Here is a 17675-nt window from a genome sequence, read left to right as displayed (position 1 = left end):
ATCAGGATAGTTTTTCGATCGTTGCATCGCGTTTCGGATCGAGCACGTCCCGAAGGCCGTCGCCGAGGAGGGTGAATCCGAGCACGGTGAGCATGATCGCGACGCCGGGAACGTTCGCGATCCACCAGGCGCTCCGGAGGTGGTGGCGGCCGTCCGAAAGCATCGTCCCCCACTCGGCGGTCGGCGGCTGTGCGCCGAGGCCGATGAACGAGAGGCCGGCGGTGCCGAGGATGACCGTTCCCATGTTCAGCGTCGCGAGGACGACGACGGGACCGGCGACGGTCGGGAGGAGGTGTCGCGTCGCGATCCGAAACCGGGAGACGTTCAGCAGCCGCGCCGCTCGGACGAAGTTGCGCTCTTTCGTCGCGAGGACGGTTCCGCGAACGAGACGAGCGTAGGACGCCCATCCTACGAGCGCGAGTGCGAGCATCACGTTCCGCAGGCTCGGACCGAGAATCCCGGCGATTACGAGCGCGAGAACGAGTCCCGGAAACGCGAGTTGCACGTCCACCAGTCGCATCAAGAACTCGTCGGTCCAGCCGCCGGCGTAGCCCGCGAGCAGGCCGATCGTCGTCCCGAGAGTCAGTCTGATTCCGGTGACGGCGACGGCGATGCCGAGCGAGAGCCGCGCACCGTGGAGGAGTCGCGAGAGCACGTCCCGGCCGAGCTGGTCGGTTCCGAGCGGGTGCGCCAGCGAGGGATGCTGTAGCCTGTTCGTCAGCTGCTGTGTCGTCGGGTCGTACGGTGCGATGAACGGGCCGACGGCCGCGGCGACCGCGATCGCGACGACGAGTGCGAGCCCGACAACGTTGAGCGGATTCGCACAGAACGCAGCCACCTTGCGAGAGGTTCGGAGGGCCCGGTAACGACGGCGAACGGCGGTTCCGACCGACCCGAGCACGCCGCTCACACCGTCTCACCTCCCAGTTCCACCCGCGGATCGAGGTACCGGTAGCTGAGGTCGACGAGCACGTTCGTTCCGACGAAGATACCCGCCGTGACGAGCGTGATCCCCTGTACGACGGGATAGTTTCGTTCGAACACCGCGTCGACGAGTAACATTCCGAGTCCCGGCCGCTGGAAAACGATTTCGACGACCACAGCCCCGTTGAGCAGCGATCCGAGTTGGACACCGAGAATCGTCACCACGGGAACGAGCGCGTTCCGCAGCGCGTGCTTGTAGAGGACGATCCGCTCGCGCAGCCCTTTCGAGCGTGCGGTATCGACGTACGCCTCGTCCAGTACCTCGAGCATCGAACTCCTGATGAGTCGCGTCAGCACGGCGGCCATCCCGGTACCGAGCGTGATCGCGGGCAGGACGAGCTGGCCGTAACTGCCTGCGCCTGCGACCGGGAGGGATCCAAGGGTCAATGCGAACACGAGGATGAGCAGATAGCCGAGCCAGAAGTTCGGCATCGAGACGCCGACCAGCGCGCCGAGCTGGCTCGCGTAGTCGATCGCCGAGCCGCGGTGGACGGCGCTCAAGACGCCGGTCGGGATCGCAATCGCGAGCGCGACGAGTAGCGAGGCGACGGCGAGTTCGATCGTCAGCGGGAGCGCGTCAACGATGAGCGTCGACACCGCCGTATCGCTGTAGTAGGAGGTGCCAAGATCGCCCCGGAGCACGTCGGTTACCCAGCTCACGTATTGGACCGGAACCGGGTCGTCCATGCCGTGGGTCGCCCGAAACGACTCGACTTCGGACGCGGAGGGCTGGCGGTCGAGTTGCTGGGTAAGGATCACCTCAGCTGGATCGCCGGGCGTGAGAAAGAGGAGCCCGTAGGTGACGACCGAAACGCCGAGGAGGACGATGATCGACGTTCCAAGCCGGTGGAGGAGGTACGTGGCGTCGTCCATGTTATGCTGTCCGTGTCAGGTCGCCCCATTGGGCGAACTTGTCGATCGGGTGCAGGTCGAGCCCATCGATGGAGGCGTCTGCGGCGACGACGTATTCTTCGTAGAAGAGGGGAATGACAACCGCCGCATCCATAATCGCACGCTGTGCGGCGATGTAGGACTCCCGGGTTTCCGTTGCATCGTAGGACTGGAATCCCGTTTCGATCAGGTCATCGACCTCGCCGCCGAGATTGTACAGTCCCGTTCCCTCGGCTTCGTACAGGTCTTTGTTCTCGATGCCCATCGTGTGGAAGTTTTCCCACATGATGTAGTCCGCCGCCGGGCTGTTTGATTGGGAATTAGTGAGTTCGAGATGGAACTCGCCGCGATCGGTGCGGTCCTGTAGCGACGCTTTCTCGAGCACTTCGATATCGAGGCTGACCCCGATCGACTTGAACGCTTCTTGTAGGATCTGGACGAGCGTCCGGCCGTCGTCCATATCGGTTTCGACGAGGCAGGTGAGCGCCTCGCCGTCGTAAGATGACTGCGAGACGAGTTCGCGCGCCGTGTCTCGATCCCGGTCATAGCGCGGTAGCGATTCATCTGCAGCCCAGTCGATGACCGTCGAAATCGGTCCGTGTGCGGGTTCGCCGATGCCTTCGAGGACGGTGTCGACGATTTCCGACTGGGAAATCGCGTAGTTGAGCGCTCGCCGTAGATCGGTGTCGTCGGTTGGCGCTCGATGAATGTTGATCGAGACGAACCGAGAGGCGGAGGACTGCTGGATTTCGGTCCGGATGTTGTCGCGATCGCGAAGTCCGGAAATACGGCTCGTTGCGGGTTCGTAGACGAGGTCGACTTCGCCGGCCTCGAGCAGGTCGGTTCGCGTCGTCGCGTCCTCGGCGGCCCGGAACGCGAGTTCAGTCGGGGCTGGCTCGCCGCCCCAGTAGTCCGGAAAGCGTTCGACGCGGAGCTGCTGGCCCTGATCCATTTTCGCGAGTTCGAACGGCCCGGTGCCGATGATTTCGCCGGCCCGGCGGTCGGCCTCGGGGGGCTGGATGTCGATCATGTTGTGTGCGATCGTGCCGGGGAAGCCAGGGAAGGGGTCGGTCGTCTCGAACGCGACGGTGAACTCGTCGATTCGGTCGACGCTTCCGGGTTCCAGGTGGAGCCAGCCGTGGACGAAGTCGCCGCGCTCGGTGAGAATGTTTTCTTCGAAGGAGTGGACGACATCGTCGGCGGTCAGTTCCGTACCGTTGTGAAACGACACGCCTTCCCGGAGTTCGAACACCCAGGTTGTCTCGTCGGTTGCAGTCCAGTCGGTGGCGAGCCACGGCTGGGGCTGCATGTCGTCAGTTCCCCAGACGAGCGGTTCGACGACGCGCGTCCAGTAGGGAGCCATCCCACCCCAGTTATCCCAGGAGTCGCCGGTCCCGGTCGGATCCGAACCGGGGACGATCGTGAACGCAGTTTCGGTATCGTCCAACCCGGTTTCTGCACAGCCGGCGAGACCGGCGAATCCAACGCCACCAACGCTGGAGAGGAGGTGTCGTCGTGAGAGGTCTGCAGTCATTGTCTTCGTCTCTATTCGGATGGTCCTCGTCGGGAAATCCGGAACAGCTGGGGAATATCGCCGTGTGGCCGTGAGAGATCGGCCTTACTGTCGGTTTCCGTCAGGTTGTGAACGTCGGGTATCGGGTCGATTTCGCGCATTATACAATCTAAATTTGTGTATTGAAAGTACACTTGTGAATGTTCTGGTTTGGTTCTCGACACCTGACGTGACTCGATTGGGGCGTGTCCTACCGCCCGGGACGAGGCGTTTCGGTGCTTCTTTCGATGGGACTCCGCGGATGGCCGGTTTCCAACACTGCGTCAAACCTGCCTGAAACCTGAACTGGTTTATCCGACCGGCCACAATCGGCGGGCAATGACAGTCGTCGCTTTCGACTTCGACGGGACGCTCTCGGATTCGGAGATGACGGTGCTCCTCGGCGAGCGCCGGAGCGTCGCCGACGAGATGGCCGAGATCACGGATCGCGCGATGAACGACGAAATCGGGTACGCGACGAGCCTCCGCGAGCGAGCGGCCCTGCTCGAAGGGCTGCCGGAGGCCGACGCGACCGCCGCCTTCGATCAGGTCGAACTCCGACCGGGGGCGGCCGATCTCATCGAGACGCTGAACGAGGCCGGCGTGACGACGGCGATTCTCACCGGCGGCTTCGAACGCGGCGTCGCGGCCGCACTGGAGCGCGAGGGCGTAACCGTCGATCACATCGTCTCGAATCGCTTGCCGGTAACCGAAGCCGAACTCACCGGCGAGGTCGACGGTCCGCTGATCGAGGGCACCAAAGACGATGCGCTCGCTGAACTCGCGGAGACGGTCGGCGTCTCACTCGCGGACACCGTTGCGGTCGGCGACGGCGCGAACGACTTACCGATGCTTGAGGCCGCGTCGCTCGCGATCGGATTCGAGCCGAAACCGGCCGTTGAACCGCACTGTGATGTTGTCGTCTCCTCGATGGCGGCCGTCGAAGAGACGCTAGTTTCGGAGGGCGTTCTCGACCGTTCCTAGTTCGGATCTGGTACCTCGATTCAGCACGAATGTCGGTTGTAACTGCTTATTTCCCGACCGAGAGAGTTTTAACTCACAATCGAGTAAGCGCGTTTGATGATGTGGCAAGACTTCGTCTTCATGATCGGAAGCGGCCTCTCTATCGTCTTTCTCGGGCCGACGCTGTTGAACCCGAGTTCACGAGTGCCGCTCGGAACGAGCATTCCGTCGATGACGATCGGGTACGTCTACTCGGCGACGTTCCTGACGCTCGGGATGACGTTCTCGGCGATGGGATCGTTTACGGCGGGAACGATGTGGGCCCTGATCACGATGATTCGATCGCCGCCTGCACGGCGGTTCATGCGAGCGACCGGCCTCGACTTACTCGGTAGCGACTTGCGACGGTGGGCGGCACGACGACGGCCGAGTTACAGCGTCGTCGATCAGTACGCACAGGCCAATCCGGGACACGAACAGCACGGACAACGTAACGCAGCCGATTAAGAGTAATTTGCAGGCCGGTACCGTTCGGTAATCGCTGCTTTCACGTTCGATAGCAGCGGGAACGGTGCTGTTCTCTCTTTTTCTGTTTTCCCTTCTCGCTCGAACTGACTTACAGGTCGTTCGATTCGATTAACTCGACGAGTTCGTCGATGTCGTTCCAGTACGAGACGTCGACGGTCGTGCCGTCCTGTTCGACCTCGATCTCGCGGAGGGTGTCCTTGAGATCGTCGTTCGTCGTGGAGCCGCTGAACATCGAGATCGCGCCGTCGATCACGTCTTTCACGTCGAGTGCGTCGTCCTCGCTGTCGGCGTGGATTCCCATCTCGATGCCGGCCTCGCCGCCGTCCGTGTCGTAGACGCCGGTGATGACGCTGACGTTCTGGAAGGCGCTGACGTCGACGTTGGGGGTCATCGGATCGTTTTCCGGAACCGATCCGTCGGGAAGCGACATCGCCAGGGTCACGTGCCCGTCCCGCGTCTCGTCGTAGGCCTCCCGCACGTCGCCGGAGACCGGGTCTGCATCGCCGTATTCGACCTCGAGCGCTCCGCGAACGGGTGCTTCTGGTCCGAAGACGAACCGGCCGTCACCGAGGTCGCCGACGTACTGCGGCGCTCCGTACTCGGGATCTTCAGCCGGTTCGTAGAGGACGCCCTCGCCCTCGAACTCGGTCTGCTCGTACTCCGTCTCGTCTTCCTCCTCGATCGCACTGATGACGGCATCGGTTTCCCAGTCGCTGTAGACGATGATGCCGCCGCTTTCGTCGACGGGACCCTCGTCGGTGTTTGCGAACAGCAGGAATTGATTCGCCTCGCGGATGTCGAGTCCCGTTTCGTTCTCGAACTCGCTGACGACGTCTCCCTGGTCGTCGACCGCCTCCTCGTCTTCCACGGAGGCGAACGCGTCGACCAGTTGCTGGTTGTCCTCGTCGCTCAAAACGTCCGCGTCCACGTGCAAGAGCATGTTGCTGCCCGCAGGCGCGTGCTCGGCGGGTTCGCTGTCACCGCCGCCGAGGACGCCGAGACAACCGGCCGTCAGCACGAGCACGGCGACGACGCCAAAGAGGGCGAGCCGTTTCGATAGCAACCGTCTGCGCTTCTCACTACCGCTTCCGCGGCCGCTCCGCGATCCGCTGTTAGTCATGTACGAATACACCAGCGAACGTGATATATAAAAAAGCCTAGTTTCGAACCGCCCGTTCGGGTTCTCACACTGTACTTCGCGGTTTCTATCGGTCGGCAGACCGATCTCGTACAGTGTTCAGAAATCACTGTGAAAACAAACTCGTGTGAACAGGGGCGAACGTTTCGGACGGAGCCGACGAGTTCGACTCGGCGGTGTCCGTAATCGGTCGCCCCGAGAGCCCGTCAGCCAGGAGCGCCGACAGCGGCGGCCCGACCGTCTCGGGTTCGACGAGGAAGGCGTCGTGGCCGTGGTCGGATTCGATGACGTGGTGTGCGACATCGAGGGCGGCCTCGCGAGCCGATTCGGCGAGCGCTTCGGCCTGGTCGACGGTGAAGTGCCAGTCGGCGGTAAACGACAGGAGCAGCAGTTCGCCCTCGAAGGCGGCGAGCGCGGCCGTATCGGACTCGTAGCCCGTCGAGAGGTCGAAATCGTCCATCGCGCGCGTGAGGTAGAGATAGCTGTTCGCGTCGAAGCGGTCGACGAACTTCTCGGCCTGGTAGTCCAGGTAGGATTCGACCTCGCGGTAGGGAAAGAACGCGGCCGCCGGATCCGGCGGCTCCTCGCGAACCGTTTCGCGGCCGGCCGAGCGGCGACCGAACTTCTGGGCCATCGACGCCTTCGAGAGGTACATGATGTGTCCGAGCTGACGCGCCCGGGCGAGGCCGTCCTCGGGTCCGGTACCGCCGTCACCGTCGGACTCGTCCGACGAGTCGCCGTTCGCTTCGCTTCCGGCGGCCTCGTAGTAGTGGCCGCCGTTCCAGTCGGGATCGCTCGTGATCGCCCGTCGCGCGACCGTATCGATCGCGAGACACTGCGCGTCGAGCCGTCCCGCCGTTGCGACGGCGGCCGCCCGGCCAACGTCGTCCGGATACCGCCGGAGCCAGTCCAGCACGTTCATCCCGCCGACGCTGCCGCCGACGACGGCGTGGAGGCGACCGACGCCGAGTTCGTCGAGCAGTCGGCGCTGGGCGCGGGTCCAGTCGCCGACCGTCACCGGCGGGAAGTCGGTGCCGTAGGGTTCGCCCGTTTCGGGGTTCGTGCTCGCGGGGCCGGTCGTTCCGTAGCACGAGCCCGGCACGTTCGCACAGACGACGTAGTACTCGGTCGTGTCGATCGCCTTCCCGGGGCCGACCACGTCGCCCCACCAGGCCCGCGCCTGCCCCGCGGTCTCGTCGCCGGCGTCCGGTCGGCGCGCGACGTGGGCGCTCCCGGTCAGCGCGTGGCAGATGAGCACCGCATTGTCGCCGGTGAACTCGCCGTAGGTCTCGTAGGCCACCTCGAGTTCGGGAATCGACTCGCCGGATTCGAAGGTGAACTCGCCGAGGTCGACGGTGTCTCTCGTCATGTGTGCGGGTGCCCTCCCGTCGGTGTGCGCGTCGCGGTTTCGATGGCCTGGTCGAGATCCGCGAGGATGTCTTCGGGGGCTTCGATGCCGACGGACATGCGGACGAGGTCGGGCGTCACGCCGGCTTCGTCCTGTTCGTCGGGGGTGAGCTGGCCGTGGGTCGTGCTGGCGGGGTGGATCACGAGCGTCTTCGCGTCGCCGATGTTGGCGAGGAAGCCGGCGAGTTCGACGCTCTCGCAGAATGTCTTGCCGCCGTCGTAGCCGGTTTCGAGGCCGAACGCGACCATGCCGCCGTAGTCGGCCAGATAGTTTGTGGCGTTATCGTGGGTCGGGTGTGACTCCAGACCGGGGTGGGTGACCCAGGCCACGTCGTCGTGGTCGTCGAGGTACTCGGCGACGATGGTGGCGTTCTCGCAGTGTTTCTCCACCCGAAGCGGCAGGGATTCGAGCCCCTGGAGGGTCTGCCAGGCGTCGAACGGCGACTGCTGGTTCCCGAGACTCCGCAGCGATCGGAACCGGGCCGCGGCGGCGAAGGGGGCCTCGGGGAAGTCCCGCGAGAAGTCGACGTCGTGGTAGGCGTGGTTCTGCCCGGCGATTTCGTCGTAGCCGTGCTCACCCCAGGGGAACGAGCCGCCGTCGACGAGGACCCCGCCGACCGTCGTTCCTGAGCCGTGGAGCCACTTCGTCGTCGACTCCCAGACCACGTCCGCGCCGTGTTCGAGCGGCCGACACAGTGCCGGCGTGGCGAAGGTGTTGTCCACGACCAGCGGCACGCCGTGCTCGTGAGCTATCGCGGCGACGCGTTCGAAGTCGGGCGTGACGAGCGAGGGGTTCCCGATCGTTTCGACGTGGACGAAGGCGGTGTTCTCGTCGATCGCGTCCGCGTAGGCGTCGTACTCGAGCGTCGAGACGAATCGCGGTTCGATGTCCCGTCGCGTCGCCGTCTTCGAAAAGTAAGCCGTCGTCCCGCCGTAGGTATCGGTCGAACAGACCACGTTGTCGCCCGCCTCGGCGAGGATCAGCGTGGCCGAGTCGAGCGCGGCCATGCCGCTACCGGTCGCGACCGCACCAGCGCCGCCCTCGAGCGAGGCGAGTCGCTCTTCGAGGGTCTCGACCGTTGGATTGCTGATCCGTGAGTAGATGTAGCCGTCGTCCGCCAGGGCGTAGCGCTCGGCCGCCGTATCCGCGTCGGGGAAGGTGTAGGATGTCGTCTGGTAGATCGGCGGCGCTCGCGCACCCGTCTCCGGATCCGCCTCCTGCCCGGCGTGGACGCTTCGCGTACCGAATCCGTCCGCACTGAACTCGGCGCCAGTCCCGTCGCTCGCGTCGTCACTCATGTTTAGTATGCATACTGATCCATCCACATATGCGTCGCAGTAACGGCAAAATCCGCTGGACGTGCTGACACATCGCACGCAGTCGCCGCCTCTCGCTTCGCCGCGAGACGAGTTCACCGTGGGCTGCGCCTTCGCTAGTCGCCCTCCGCGTCGTGTTCGAGGCCCTCGAACATCGTTTCGACCGCGCCCGATTCCGCTTCGAACCCGAGCGCCTGCGGATAAACGGCGATGCAGATCACGAAGTCCTCGCCGTGTTCGACCGGTTCGGACACCTGCAGGTACACGTCGACCGTCGTCCCGGCGTCGATCAGGCGCGCCTCCGCCACGTACCGATCGACGGTCGTCTCGGATCCGAGTATCGAGAGGGTCGTCTCGTCTTCGAACTCGACGGATTCGAGCCCGTCGTACCGGTTCTGGATCATGGTGACGAGTTCGGCCGTCGAGAGGTCGCCGACGGGGTTGAACGTTCGTCCGAGAACGGATACCTGCGGCGTGGTAAGCACCGCAGTAACTGCTGCTTGCACGCGCGTCAGGCCGAGGCTATCGAGGGCGATTGCGCGGTCGTACTCGGCGTACCAGTTGGTCGCTTCGATCGTCCGCTCGATACCGAACCGGCCGACCGTCCGTTCGACGACGAGTTCTTCGACGGTGTGTTCCTCGTAGCCGGTTTCCGCTCGTGCGTCCGCGGAGACGGTTGCTGGCCCCGCCGACAGCGTTCCTTCGAGCCGCCCGGAGCACCCGGCCAGGGCCGCTGTTGCGGTCGCCCCACCCATCGCCAGCAGGTGTCGACGCGTGTATGTCATCATTCACGAGGTGTCGTGGATCAGTGAAAAGCCGTCGATATGGCTCGTAACGGGACAGTTCAGTGACAGTCACTCGGTTCGGGGACGTCGTGCAGGACCGCTTCTGGTCGATTCGGCGCTCTACGCGGCGAAACGGACGGCTTCATAGGGCCGTAGTCCGAAGGGGCCAGCGTGCACTCGAGTGATCGTGACCGGCTGGTGCTCGCGGGTGTCGTCTTCGCCGTGTTATTCTCCCAACTGTTGCTCTACCCTGGCATCGGCACGCTCGTCTCCGTGCTGGGCGCGGAGACGACGGGTTCGGGACTTACCGCGACGACGCTCGACGCGAGCATGTGGTTTCTCGTCTCCGAGTTCGCCGCCTACGTCGTCTTCGTCGGCGTCTGGGGAGCGATAAGCGACGTGACCGGCCGGCGAACGCCCCTCATCGTCGCGAGCGCACTCGCCGGAGCCGTCGGCTACGCCGTCCTCGCGGCGGTTCCCGCGATCGGCTCGATCCCCTTCGGCGGCGTCCTCCTCCTGCGGGTCTTCCAGGGCGCGATGACCATCGGCGCGTTCTCGCTCACGATGACCATGCTGATGGACCTGGAGGGCGGCCACGGGCGCAACATGGGCGCGGCCGGCATCGCCATCGGCCTCGGGGCCGCCCTCGGCGCGCCGATCGGCGGCCAACTCACCGAACTCGATCCGGTCGCGCCGTTGCTCGTCGCGGCCGGACTGCTCGTCTGCGTCGGCGCGCTCGTCTCTCGACTCGCCGATCGAACGCCCGAAACGAGCCGGAGCGCGCGGGCACTGCTCGAGGGCGTCCGCCGGCGACCGACGCTGTCGATCCCCTACGCGTTCGGCTTCATCGATCGGATGACAGCGGGCTTTTTCGCCCTCGTGGGAACGCTTTACTTCCAGGACGCGTTCGATCTCGACGCCGGGACGACCGGGCTTTTGCTCGCGTGTTTCTTCGCGCCGTTCGCCCTGCTCCAGTATCCGATGGGATCGCTCTCGGATCGAATCGGCCGAACGATCCCGATCGTCGCCGGGTCGGCGTGCTACGGGCTCGGTATCCTCGGCGTCGGCGTCGCCCCGTCGGTACGCACCGCCGCCGTGGCGATGGTTATTGTCGGCATCCTCGGCGCGCTGGTCTCCCCGGCGACCATGGCGCTCGTGACCGATCTCGCGTCCGAACGCGAGCGCGGCCTTGCGATGGCCGGATTCAATCTCGCCGGCAGCCTCGGCTTCCTCGGCGGCTTTCTCGTCGGCGGCACCGTCGCCAGCGCCTACGGCTACGGCCTGGCGTTTCTCGTCGTCGGCGGCCTCGAAATCGCGATCGCGATCGTCACGATTCCGATCTTCGTCCGACTCTCGCTCGGTTCCGATCCGGCCATGGACGGCAGCACCGGACGCGAGACCGGCAACCGCTAATCGACGCTGTCCGCTTCGAAAGCGGTACCACCCGTCTCCGTGCACCCGTGACGACAGCCGTTTTTATACGCTCCCGGCACGATACGAACGAATACCGATGTCCATCCTCGTCGCCTACGACGGCTCGGCCCCGGCACAGCAGGCCGCAGAGTACGCGTTCACCACCCACGCGGACGACGAGATCATCCTGTTGCGCGTCGTCGAAGCCGCGGACGGCTCGACCGGCGCGAGCATCAACTACGCTCAGGACCTCCTCAAGGAAGAAGAAGACACCGCGGCCGACACGCTCCGCGACGAGGCGACTGAACTCGCAAACAGCGAGAACGTCCAGTTCACGACGGAAACCGTCGTGGGACGGCCGGATCGTGAGATCGTCGCGTTCGCGGAGGAGAACGATGTCGATCAGATCGTCGTCGGCAGCCACGGCCGGTCTGGCGTCTCTCGAGTGCTTCTCGGCAGCGTTGCAGAGCGGATCGCCCGCCGGGCCCCGATGCCGGTGACGATCGTTCGGTAGTCGCCCCCTGACGGGCACAGCCGACTCACTGCGTATTCGTTAGCCCGCCGTCGACGACGAGCGATTCGCCGTTGATGTACGACGAGAGGTCGCTCGCGAGATACAGCGCCGCGTCTGCCACGTCCTCGGGCTGGCCCGCCCGTCGTGAGGGAATCGTCTCGAGGTATCCCGACTCCGCTTCGGTTCCGAAGATTTCGACGTCGTCGGTCGTCATCGTCGTCTCGATCAGCCCGGGATGGATCGCGTTCACGCGAACGCCCTCCGGACCCAACTTCGCCGCCATCGCGTAGGTCAGCAGGCGAATCGCTCCCTTCGTCCCGCAGTAGGTGACGAAATCGCCAGCCCCCTCGAGCCCGGCGATCGACGAGAGGTTGATGATGCGGCCGCCGTCCGCCTCGACCATCCGATTCGCCGCCGCCTGCGCCCCGAAGTAGACCCCCTTGACGTTGATGTCCATCATCCGATCGAAGTCGTCCTCGCCGACCTCCAGGAACTCCTCCCCGTGGAAGATCCCGGCGTTGTTCACCATCACGGTCACGCCGCCGAACTCGTCGGCCGCGCCGACGGCGTTCTCGAGGTCGCCGACGCTCGTCACGTCGCACTCGACGAACGTCGCGCCGGCGTCCGTTTCCTCCTCGATTAGCTCGTGCGTCGGCGTGCCGCCCTCGCGCGGCGAATCTCGAATGTCCGCGACGACGACATCCGATCCCTCCGTCGCGAACTGGCGCGCAATCGCGCGTCCGTTGCCGCTCGATCCGCCGGTTACGATCGTTACGTCGTCTTCGAGCATCTGTGACTGTGCCATAGCCGACCGTCGTACCACAGCAGTCTGCTAAGTAGTGTCCATCAGTCACCCCGCCAATAGGTCCTCACATTCGACCCGTCACCGGCCCCGAACTCCGGCCCCACCCACGCTCGTATTCGCACTCACGCGAACGCACACGCTCACACTCACTCACACTCACAGGTCCGGATCGATAACCTCGATCTCTCCTCGCTGGATCACCGGCTGATGCTCGCAGATATAGGTCGTCATCTCCGCCGTCGCTTCGACGGTGAGACTCGCCGTCTCGCCCCGGTCAGCCACGACACCAGTCGCGAGTTCATCCACGGCCTCCTCGGCCGCGTCGTAAATCGCGAGGTTGTGCTTGACGTTATCCCGATTTTCGCAGGTGAACTCGTACTCCCGACCCTCGAGGAGCACGAGCGTCGGATTCTCGACGCGGTCGATGTGTGCGGGTTCGACGCCGACCCACCCGCCGACGAAAGCGTCGAGTCGGACCGTCGAGACGGACGCCCAGGTATCGGGATCGGTGTCGTTCGTCGTCGCTTCCGCCACGTCGACGACCGGCTCCGACTCGTCGGTCTCGGCGTCGCCCGTCGAGTTATTCCCCCATCCGAGACAGCCGGCACTGACCACTCCCGCGGCTACCGCACCAGTGCGTGCCACGAACGCGCGCCGTTCCGATCGGTTCGCGGCCATTAGGTCGTATTAGCACGGAGAGCAGCATAAGCCCCAGTCCGCGTCAATCGGAACGTCGTCGCTGCTAACGGATACGACGGGTGCTGCACTCGAAACCGGGTCGACGAGGAAACCTTACCGCGACGCCGAGACGAGTTCAGCGACCAGCTCCGCGACGGCCTCGAGTTCGTCCTCGTTGACCCCGTGGCCCATCCCCTCGTAGATGCGCTCGGTGACGTCCGCGTTTAACGCCTCGAGAACGCGCGCCGTCTCGTGAACTCGCTCCTCGGGAATGTGCGGGTCAACGTCGCTACAGCCGAGGAAGGCGGGCGTTCCGTCGAGGTCGTCGTCGGTGTCCGCGTAGTCGTCGGCCTCGATTTCGTCACCGATGAGGCCGCCGCTCAGCGCTGCCAGCCCGCCGTACCGTCGGGGGTTGCGCGCGACGAACTCGCTCGCGAGACAGGCACCCTGGGAGAAGCCGAGCACCAGGACGCGCTCGGTCGGAATCCCGGCGTCGGTCGCCGTCTCGATCGCATCCCGGATCGCCCGCAGCCCCGAGGACCGGCCCGGTTCGTTCGACTCGACGGGTGCCAGGAAGGAGTTCGGGTACCACTCGTTGCGCTCGGCCTGCGGTGCGAGGAGGGCGACGCCCTCGCGGTGGACTTCCCGCCCCATCTGGACGATGCTCCGGGCGGTCGCACCCCGTCCGTGAACCAGGATCACCGCGGCCGTGGCGTCCCCGAGTTCGGTGCCGGCCGTGACGAGCGGCTGGTCCTGGTGGGGACCGTCGATACCGTCGCTCGCGTCACTCATTCTAGACCACCGACGCCGGCGCTCGCGTCGGGCAAGTCGTTCTCGACGACCTCGAGTCCCAGTTCCTCGATCGCTCCGCGGAGGTGTTCGTCCTTGGCGTACTCGGCACCGTCGGACTCGCGCAGCTCCTGGGCTTTCGCCAGCACCTCGCCGCGGCGGTCGTTCGGAATCTCGTACTTGTCCGCCGAGAGTTCGATGACGAGCCCGTTGTTGTCCGTCGTGTAGATCGAGTGGAAAATACCCCGGTCGAAGACGTTGTACTGGTGGCCGGCGTCCTCGAGCGCCCGCATCGTCTCCTCGTACTCGTCGGGGTCGACGCTGAAACAGAGGTGGTGGACGGCTCCGACGCCGCCGCGCTGCCCGCGCCGGTTCGACGGCCGGTCGTCGCTGACGAAGAACGTCAGAATCCGCCCGTCGCCCGTATCGAAGAACAGGTGCGTCTGCGAGGGATCGTCGAGGTTCGGCTGGCGAAGCACCAGCGGCATTCCCAGCAGGTCGCGATAGAACTCGATCGTGTCCTCGGCGTTGCTCCCCCAGATCGTGATGTGGTCGGTCCCCTGCATGTGGACCGGGCTGTCGGGGCGCTCCGGCGTTACCGGCACCGAACTCGATGGTGTCGTCTCGTCGCTCATGTGGTTACACTATGTTACCGCGACGTATGAAGCCTGCAGAGACGCGGGACCAACCACGTGACATCCGTGTTACTAGACCCGCCCGGACAGTGCTGCCACCGAGACCGCACGAACAGCTCCCTCCTGAACCCGACGGAGAGGAGTTCGCCCGGCGCAGGAACGCCCCGCCGGCCACTACGCTGCCCTGTACTCTCATCGTCGCCGTTTATGCAGTTCCGACGTGTACCAGCGGCGAGGTCCTCCCGATCGGCGAGTAGTTGTGAACTCGTGCGATCGAGACCGACGCAGTACCGGGCAACCGGCGAGGCAACTATGTCAAACCCAGGCCATCACTCCGTCTCGCGACGATCGGTCGTGCGAACCGGGTCGCTTCTCCTCGGTGCGCTCGCCTCCGGATCGATCGGTGCTACGCGCGTTTCGGCGCAATCCGGGTCCAGTTCTGAATCGGAACCCGAATCCGAGGCCGAATCCGAACCCGAACCAGACTTCCAGGCTCGACTCTACGGCAACGACTTCTATCCCGCTGCGCGCTTTCGCGTGGTCTCTTCCTCCCTCGAATACAAACCCGCCGTTTCGGTTCAGGAAGGCGAGACGTTTCTGGGAGACCTCTACTGGAGCGATTACGATACACGCCTCATTCGATACGAGAACACGCAGGAACGAGTGCTCTTCTTTCCGCCGTTCGAGGTCGATCTCGACCAGGAGACGACGTACCGAACCGACCGGATACAGTCGACGGACGAACTCGCCGACGGCATCGTCCGCATCGGTTTTCACCGAGACTCGTCGTCCGCCGCGTGACCGGCGATTTGCGCCGCGATTGCGCTCCGGCGACGCGCGGATCGAACGACCTGAACTCGCAGAAGCAGCGGCATGCGTACGCTGAGCAACGAAATTGATCAGATACGTTCTCCGTACTGTCGACGGACCGGTGGACCGCTCGCTCCCGCGCTCGTATCTCAGTTAACACCGCGGATCGGCGTTCTCGCGAGCGAGAGTCGCCTGCCGAAACCTCGTTGCCGGTCGAAATCCGAACGCTGGTGTGAATGAAACGGAATATTCGAAGTGATGCCAACACTCGACGGTCACCAAACGGGGCTCAAACTAACGATCTTTGGACTTCACTTTACACTTCTCGGATTTGCCGTCGAACCCGGTTCCCCTTCTTCGCGGCTGGGCTTGCAGTCTCTGCAGCCGGATTTGCGTTCGATTGACAGCGGTACCCGGCTGCCAAACGGCCATTAGACCTCGCGTTCAACTCTCGAGCGGAGTGTCGCCTCCCACACCGAACCACTGATGTTTGTTTCCGTCGTCGACGTTGTAGTTATCGTAATAGTGATGGCAATCGGACAGAATGCCGGACGTATGGCCACCGATCAGCGTTCTCATATTCGACAGGTAGTGATCAGTATCCTTCTCGTCTGTACAGCAATCGGTATTTTCGGCGGCGGGCAGGAAGCGGACAGCGGAATCGTTGTCTCGTGGTTCTGGATGGGGATCGGCTTGGCCGTGACGTATCTTCTCTACAGGGTGGTTGTTGTGCTCCAGCGGTTCGAGGCTAGCCGCTAGTCGCTCTCCTCTCTCCACCGGTGTATCCGTACCGTGGCTTCGATCGTTTGGTGAACTCTATATTGGTCATTGATGGACCAGCAGGTCGGCGTTGATTTTCGTCGTCACACAACCGATGCCAGAACTGAACGATGGTCGGTGCATCAATTCTCACGTTCAGTCTTCATTGGAATCGCAATTCCCGGAGCAATGAACGCGGTTGTAGCCGTTACTACTGACGCAAGTGGTCGTGCTGTGACCCAGTCCGCCCCACTATCGTCGGCGTGGGAGTTCGTGCTCGTCGATCACCGACTGGTTTCAGTTTATCGGTGACAGCAGTGCAGAGAGACAAAATCCGGCCGCTGAAACTATCAGATGTGAGAATTCGAGATTTCTATTGAAAACTCACAGGATGCGAGTTCATTTGTTGTCCGAGGAGACAATATCGATGAGACAACGCTCGATTCGAACTCTGCTGGCGAATCGGATACGTTCTATTATAACCCGGATTCCGCTGAACAATCTGAGATTAGTAATAACGCCAACGTTCACGAGATTAGTGAGCAAGAAGGTGAATTGACCGTCGTGGCGCAGGATGGAAGTGCAGAGAGTCAAATTGCAACGGCGAGTTGGGACTTCAGCTAACACAAATGACGATGGATAGTCCGAAATATCGAGCCAAACTGATCGGCAACGAAGAGGAGCGCGCCGCCTCGCCCGTTATTGGTTTCATTCTCATGGTTGCAATAACAGTCATTCTCGCAGCTGTGATCGCGGCGTTCGTGCTTGACATGGGCGATAGTGTGGGTGAGGGTCCAGTGAACGCGATTGTTGGAACGGACGTTGCCAACGATGACGGGACAATTGATGTCTCTATTGAGGACCCCCAAGATGCGAGTACCTTCATCGTTCGTAGTGATGATTTCAACAATGTGGCTGAAATCGAGTTAGACGTGAACGCTGCGGGCGAATCAGCGACGTTGTCTAATAGTACGTCTAACTTCAGCGGGTTCTCTACTGACGGTTCCACCTCCGATTACACGCTGGATTCGGCTGGTGAATTCACTGTCGTAGCACAAGACGGGAGCGCAGAAAGCCAGGCCTCTACTGGGAGTTGGGACTTCAGCTAACCCACTCTCCGTATTTATCGGTCGTAATTCAATTCCACGCGTTCAAGACGCTATTCCCCTTGCCAACGTGACGACTGCGAATGTGAGGGTTGTCTCGTCGGTTGCCGTTCTCGTCGAGCAGTCCCGCAACGCGGAGATAGTTTCTGCACGGGCACGATGGGATTCGAACCGCGGTCACAGTAACACCTCCCTGATTCGAATCCCGGTGCCGTTACTGCTCACGTCGTTCGCAGATAACGGGCACGATGGGATTCGAACCCACGACCATCGGATGGCTTCCCCCATTGCAATCCCAATGAGGATAGAAGTCCGACGCTCTGTCCAGACTGAGCTACGTGCCCACGAGTTCGTCATCACGTCCGTATTCGTCAGGCCAATTTATACCCTTTGACTGATGGGTCCGAACGGGTCGGACGATCGGAATCGGGAACCGAAAAGGAAGGGGTTGGTGTGTTCTGTGCTGGTGTCTGCGTTCAGGGTGGCTGGCTCTCTGTCAGGGGACTATTCGTTGTCGCCTGTCTCGGTACCGGTCTCGGTTTCGTCGCCGCTGGTGTCGTCCGTCGTTCCGTCCATGTTGCCCCTGTCTCTTATACACATC

Annotated in this window: 18 protein-coding genes and 1 tRNA gene; 7 read left to right on the top strand and 12 right to left on the bottom strand. The window is 63.3% G+C overall.

What is annotated here, in order from left to right; genetic code table 11:
* Position 1: 1 nt before the first annotated feature.
* From nikC to C480_RS08435, 3 genes are read right to left on the bottom strand one after another with little or no spacing between them, the layout of a single operon-like run.
* A complete protein-coding gene (nikC, locus tag C480_RS08445; protein ID WP_006665189.1) occupies positions 2–910 on the bottom strand; it encodes a nickel transporter permease in 909 nt (302 codons plus the stop codon).
* Complete coding sequence (gene nikB, locus C480_RS08440) at positions 907–1857, bottom strand: nickel ABC transporter permease (RefSeq protein WP_006665188.1); 951 nt, start codon at positions 1855–1857, stop codon at positions 907–909. The genes nikC and nikB overlap by 4 nt, the downstream gene beginning before the upstream one ends.
* Position 1858: 1 nt before the next feature.
* On the bottom strand, positions 1859–3409 hold the full coding sequence (locus C480_RS08435; protein ID WP_006665187.1) for an ABC transporter substrate-binding protein: 1551 nt from the start codon (positions 3407–3409) through the stop codon (positions 1859–1861).
* 357 nt (positions 3410–3766) lie between these two features.
* Here C480_RS08435 and serB point away from each other — a divergent pair, with 357 nt between their 5' ends.
* Together serB and C480_RS08425 are read left to right on the top strand one after the other, a co-directional pair.
* On the top strand, positions 3767–4411 hold the full coding sequence (serB, locus tag C480_RS08430) for a phosphoserine phosphatase SerB (protein WP_006665186.1): 645 nt from the start codon (positions 3767–3769) through the stop codon (positions 4409–4411).
* A gap of 96 nt (positions 4412–4507) precedes the next feature.
* Entirely contained in the window at positions 4508–4897 is a 390-nt protein-coding gene (locus C480_RS08425; RefSeq protein WP_006665185.1) for a hypothetical protein, read from the top strand.
* Positions 4898–5006: 109 nt separating this feature from the next.
* On the opposite strand, the gene C480_RS08420 is transcribed toward C480_RS08425, so the two are convergent.
* The 4 genes from C480_RS08420 to C480_RS08405 all read right to left on the bottom strand — a co-directional run bounded on the left by C480_RS08420 (position 5007) and on the right by C480_RS08405 (position 9565).
* On the bottom strand, positions 5007–6038 hold the full coding sequence (locus C480_RS08420) for a hypothetical protein (protein ID WP_006665184.1): 1032 nt from the start codon (positions 6036–6038) through the stop codon (positions 5007–5009).
* A gap of 124 nt (positions 6039–6162) precedes the next feature.
* A complete protein-coding gene (gene metX, locus C480_RS08415) occupies positions 6163–7425 on the bottom strand; it encodes a homoserine O-acetyltransferase MetX (protein ID WP_006665183.1) in 1263 nt (420 codons plus the stop codon).
* Positions 7422–8762 (bottom strand): O-acetylhomoserine aminocarboxypropyltransferase/cysteine synthase family protein, encoded by a 1341-nt coding sequence (locus C480_RS08410; RefSeq protein ID WP_006665182.1) that lies wholly within the window; start codon positions 8760–8762, stop codon positions 7422–7424. The genes metX and C480_RS08410 overlap by 4 nt, the downstream gene beginning before the upstream one ends.
* Positions 8763–8896: 134 nt before the next feature.
* Positions 8897–9565: a DUF6517 family protein gene (locus C480_RS08405; RefSeq protein WP_241433807.1), complete on the bottom strand. Its 669-nt coding sequence runs from the start codon at positions 9563–9565 to the stop codon at positions 8897–8899.
* A gap of 171 nt (positions 9566–9736) precedes the next feature.
* On the opposite strand from C480_RS08405, the gene C480_RS08400 reads away from it, so the two are divergent.
* Both C480_RS08400 and C480_RS08395 read left to right on the top strand, forming a co-directional pair.
* Positions 9737–10978 (top strand): MFS transporter, encoded by a 1242-nt coding sequence (locus C480_RS08400; protein WP_049903461.1) that lies wholly within the window; start codon positions 9737–9739, stop codon positions 10976–10978.
* A gap of 97 nt (positions 10979–11075) precedes the next feature.
* Positions 11076–11492 carry a universal stress protein gene (locus C480_RS08395; RefSeq protein WP_006665179.1) on the top strand — a complete coding sequence of 139 codons (417 nt, stop codon included), beginning with the start codon at positions 11076–11078 and terminating at the stop codon, positions 11490–11492.
* Between the two features lie 25 nt (positions 11493–11517).
* Here the strand turns inward: C480_RS08395 and C480_RS08390 are convergent, their stop codons facing one another.
* The 4 genes from C480_RS08390 to C480_RS08375 all read right to left on the bottom strand — a co-directional run bounded on the left by C480_RS08390 (position 11518) and on the right by C480_RS08375 (position 14399).
* A complete protein-coding gene (locus tag C480_RS08390) occupies positions 11518–12297 on the bottom strand; it encodes an SDR family oxidoreductase (protein WP_006665178.1) in 780 nt (259 codons plus the stop codon).
* A gap of 156 nt (positions 12298–12453) precedes the next feature.
* On the bottom strand, positions 12454–12975 hold the full coding sequence (locus C480_RS08385) for a hypothetical protein (RefSeq protein ID WP_006665177.1): 522 nt from the start codon (positions 12973–12975) through the stop codon (positions 12454–12456).
* Between the two features lie 114 nt (positions 12976–13089).
* The gene (locus C480_RS08380) at positions 13090–13767 is read right to left on the bottom strand and encodes an alpha/beta hydrolase (RefSeq protein ID WP_006665176.1); all 678 of its coding nucleotides are present in this window, start codon (positions 13765–13767) and stop codon (positions 13090–13092) included.
* Positions 13764–14399 (bottom strand): VOC family protein, encoded by a 636-nt coding sequence (locus tag C480_RS08375; RefSeq protein ID WP_006665175.1) that lies wholly within the window; start codon positions 14397–14399, stop codon positions 13764–13766. Before C480_RS08375 ends, C480_RS08380 begins: the two co-directional genes overlap by 4 nt.
* 312 nt (positions 14400–14711) lie before the next feature.
* Between C480_RS08375 and C480_RS08370 the strand changes: the two genes are divergently transcribed.
* The 3 genes from C480_RS08370 (at position 14712) to C480_RS08360 (ending at position 17077) form a co-directional block, all read left to right on the top strand.
* The gene (locus tag C480_RS08370) at positions 14712–15200 is read left to right on the top strand and encodes a hypothetical protein (RefSeq protein ID WP_006665174.1); all 489 of its coding nucleotides are present in this window, start codon (positions 14712–14714) and stop codon (positions 15198–15200) included.
* Positions 15201–15764: 564 nt separating this feature from the next.
* Positions 15765–15968, top strand: coding sequence for a hypothetical protein (locus C480_RS08365; RefSeq protein ID WP_241433806.1), 204 nt, complete (start codon positions 15765–15767; stop codon positions 15966–15968).
* Positions 15969–16597: 629 nt separating this feature from the next.
* On the top strand, positions 16598–17077 hold the full coding sequence (locus C480_RS08360) for a type IV pilin (RefSeq protein WP_006665172.1): 480 nt from the start codon (positions 16598–16600) through the stop codon (positions 17075–17077).
* 237 nt (positions 17078–17314) lie between these two features.
* Here C480_RS08360 and C480_RS08355 read toward each other — a convergent pair.
* Positions 17315–17418, bottom strand: a tRNA-Arg gene (locus C480_RS08355).
* Between the last annotated feature and the right edge of the window lie 257 nt (positions 17419–17675).

The sequence above is a fragment of the Natrialba aegyptia DSM 13077 genome, assembly GCF_000337535.1.
Taxonomy (GTDB): domain Archaea; phylum Halobacteriota; class Halobacteria; order Halobacteriales; family Natrialbaceae; genus Natrialba; species Natrialba aegyptia.
The sequence above is the reverse complement of the archived record's forward strand: the minus strand, read 5'-3'. Positions and strand labels throughout refer to the sequence as shown.

Coding starts and splice junctions, on each gene's coding strand:
- nikB (WP_006665188.1), bottom strand. CDS start 1,857: ATGGACGACGCCACGTACCTCCTCCACCGGCTTGGAACGTCGATCATC.
- serB (WP_006665186.1), top strand. CDS start 3,767: ATGACAGTCGTCGCTTTCGACTTCGACGGGACGCTCTCGGATTCGGAG.
- C480_RS08420 (WP_006665184.1), bottom strand. CDS start 6,038: ATGACTAACAGCGGATCGCGGAGCGGCCGCGGAAGCGGTAGTGAGAAG.
- C480_RS08390 (WP_006665178.1), bottom strand. CDS start 12,297: ATGGCACAGTCACAGATGCTCGAAGACGACGTAACGATCGTAACCGGC.
- C480_RS08365 (WP_241433806.1), top strand. CDS start 15,765: ATGGCCACCGATCAGCGTTCTCATATTCGACAGGTAGTGATCAGTATC.
- C480_RS08435 (WP_006665187.1), bottom strand. CDS start 3,409: ATGACTGCAGACCTCTCACGACGACACCTCCTCTCCAGCGTTGGTGGC.
- metX (WP_006665183.1), bottom strand. CDS start 7,425: ATGACGAGAGACACCGTCGACCTCGGCGAGTTCACCTTCGAATCCGGC.
- C480_RS08375 (WP_006665175.1), bottom strand. CDS start 14,399: ATGAGCGACGAGACGACACCATCGAGTTCGGTGCCGGTAACGCCGGAG.
- C480_RS08410 (WP_006665182.1), bottom strand. CDS start 8,762: ATGAGTGACGACGCGAGCGACGGGACTGGCGCCGAGTTCAGTGCGGAC.
- C480_RS08405 (WP_241433807.1), bottom strand. CDS start 9,565: ATGACATACACGCGTCGACACCTGCTGGCGATGGGTGGGGCGACCGCA.
- C480_RS08370 (WP_006665174.1), top strand. CDS start 14,712: ATGTCAAACCCAGGCCATCACTCCGTCTCGCGACGATCGGTCGTGCGA.
- C480_RS08380 (WP_006665176.1), bottom strand. CDS start 13,767: ATGAGTGACGCGAGCGACGGTATCGACGGTCCCCACCAGGACCAGCCG.
- C480_RS08360 (WP_006665172.1), top strand. CDS start 16,598: ATGACGATGGATAGTCCGAAATATCGAGCCAAACTGATCGGCAACGAA.
- C480_RS08385 (WP_006665177.1), bottom strand. CDS start 12,975: ATGGCCGCGAACCGATCGGAACGGCGCGCGTTCGTGGCACGCACTGGT.
- C480_RS08425 (WP_006665185.1), top strand. CDS start 4,508: ATGATGTGGCAAGACTTCGTCTTCATGATCGGAAGCGGCCTCTCTATC.
- C480_RS08395 (WP_006665179.1), top strand. CDS start 11,076: ATGTCCATCCTCGTCGCCTACGACGGCTCGGCCCCGGCACAGCAGGCC.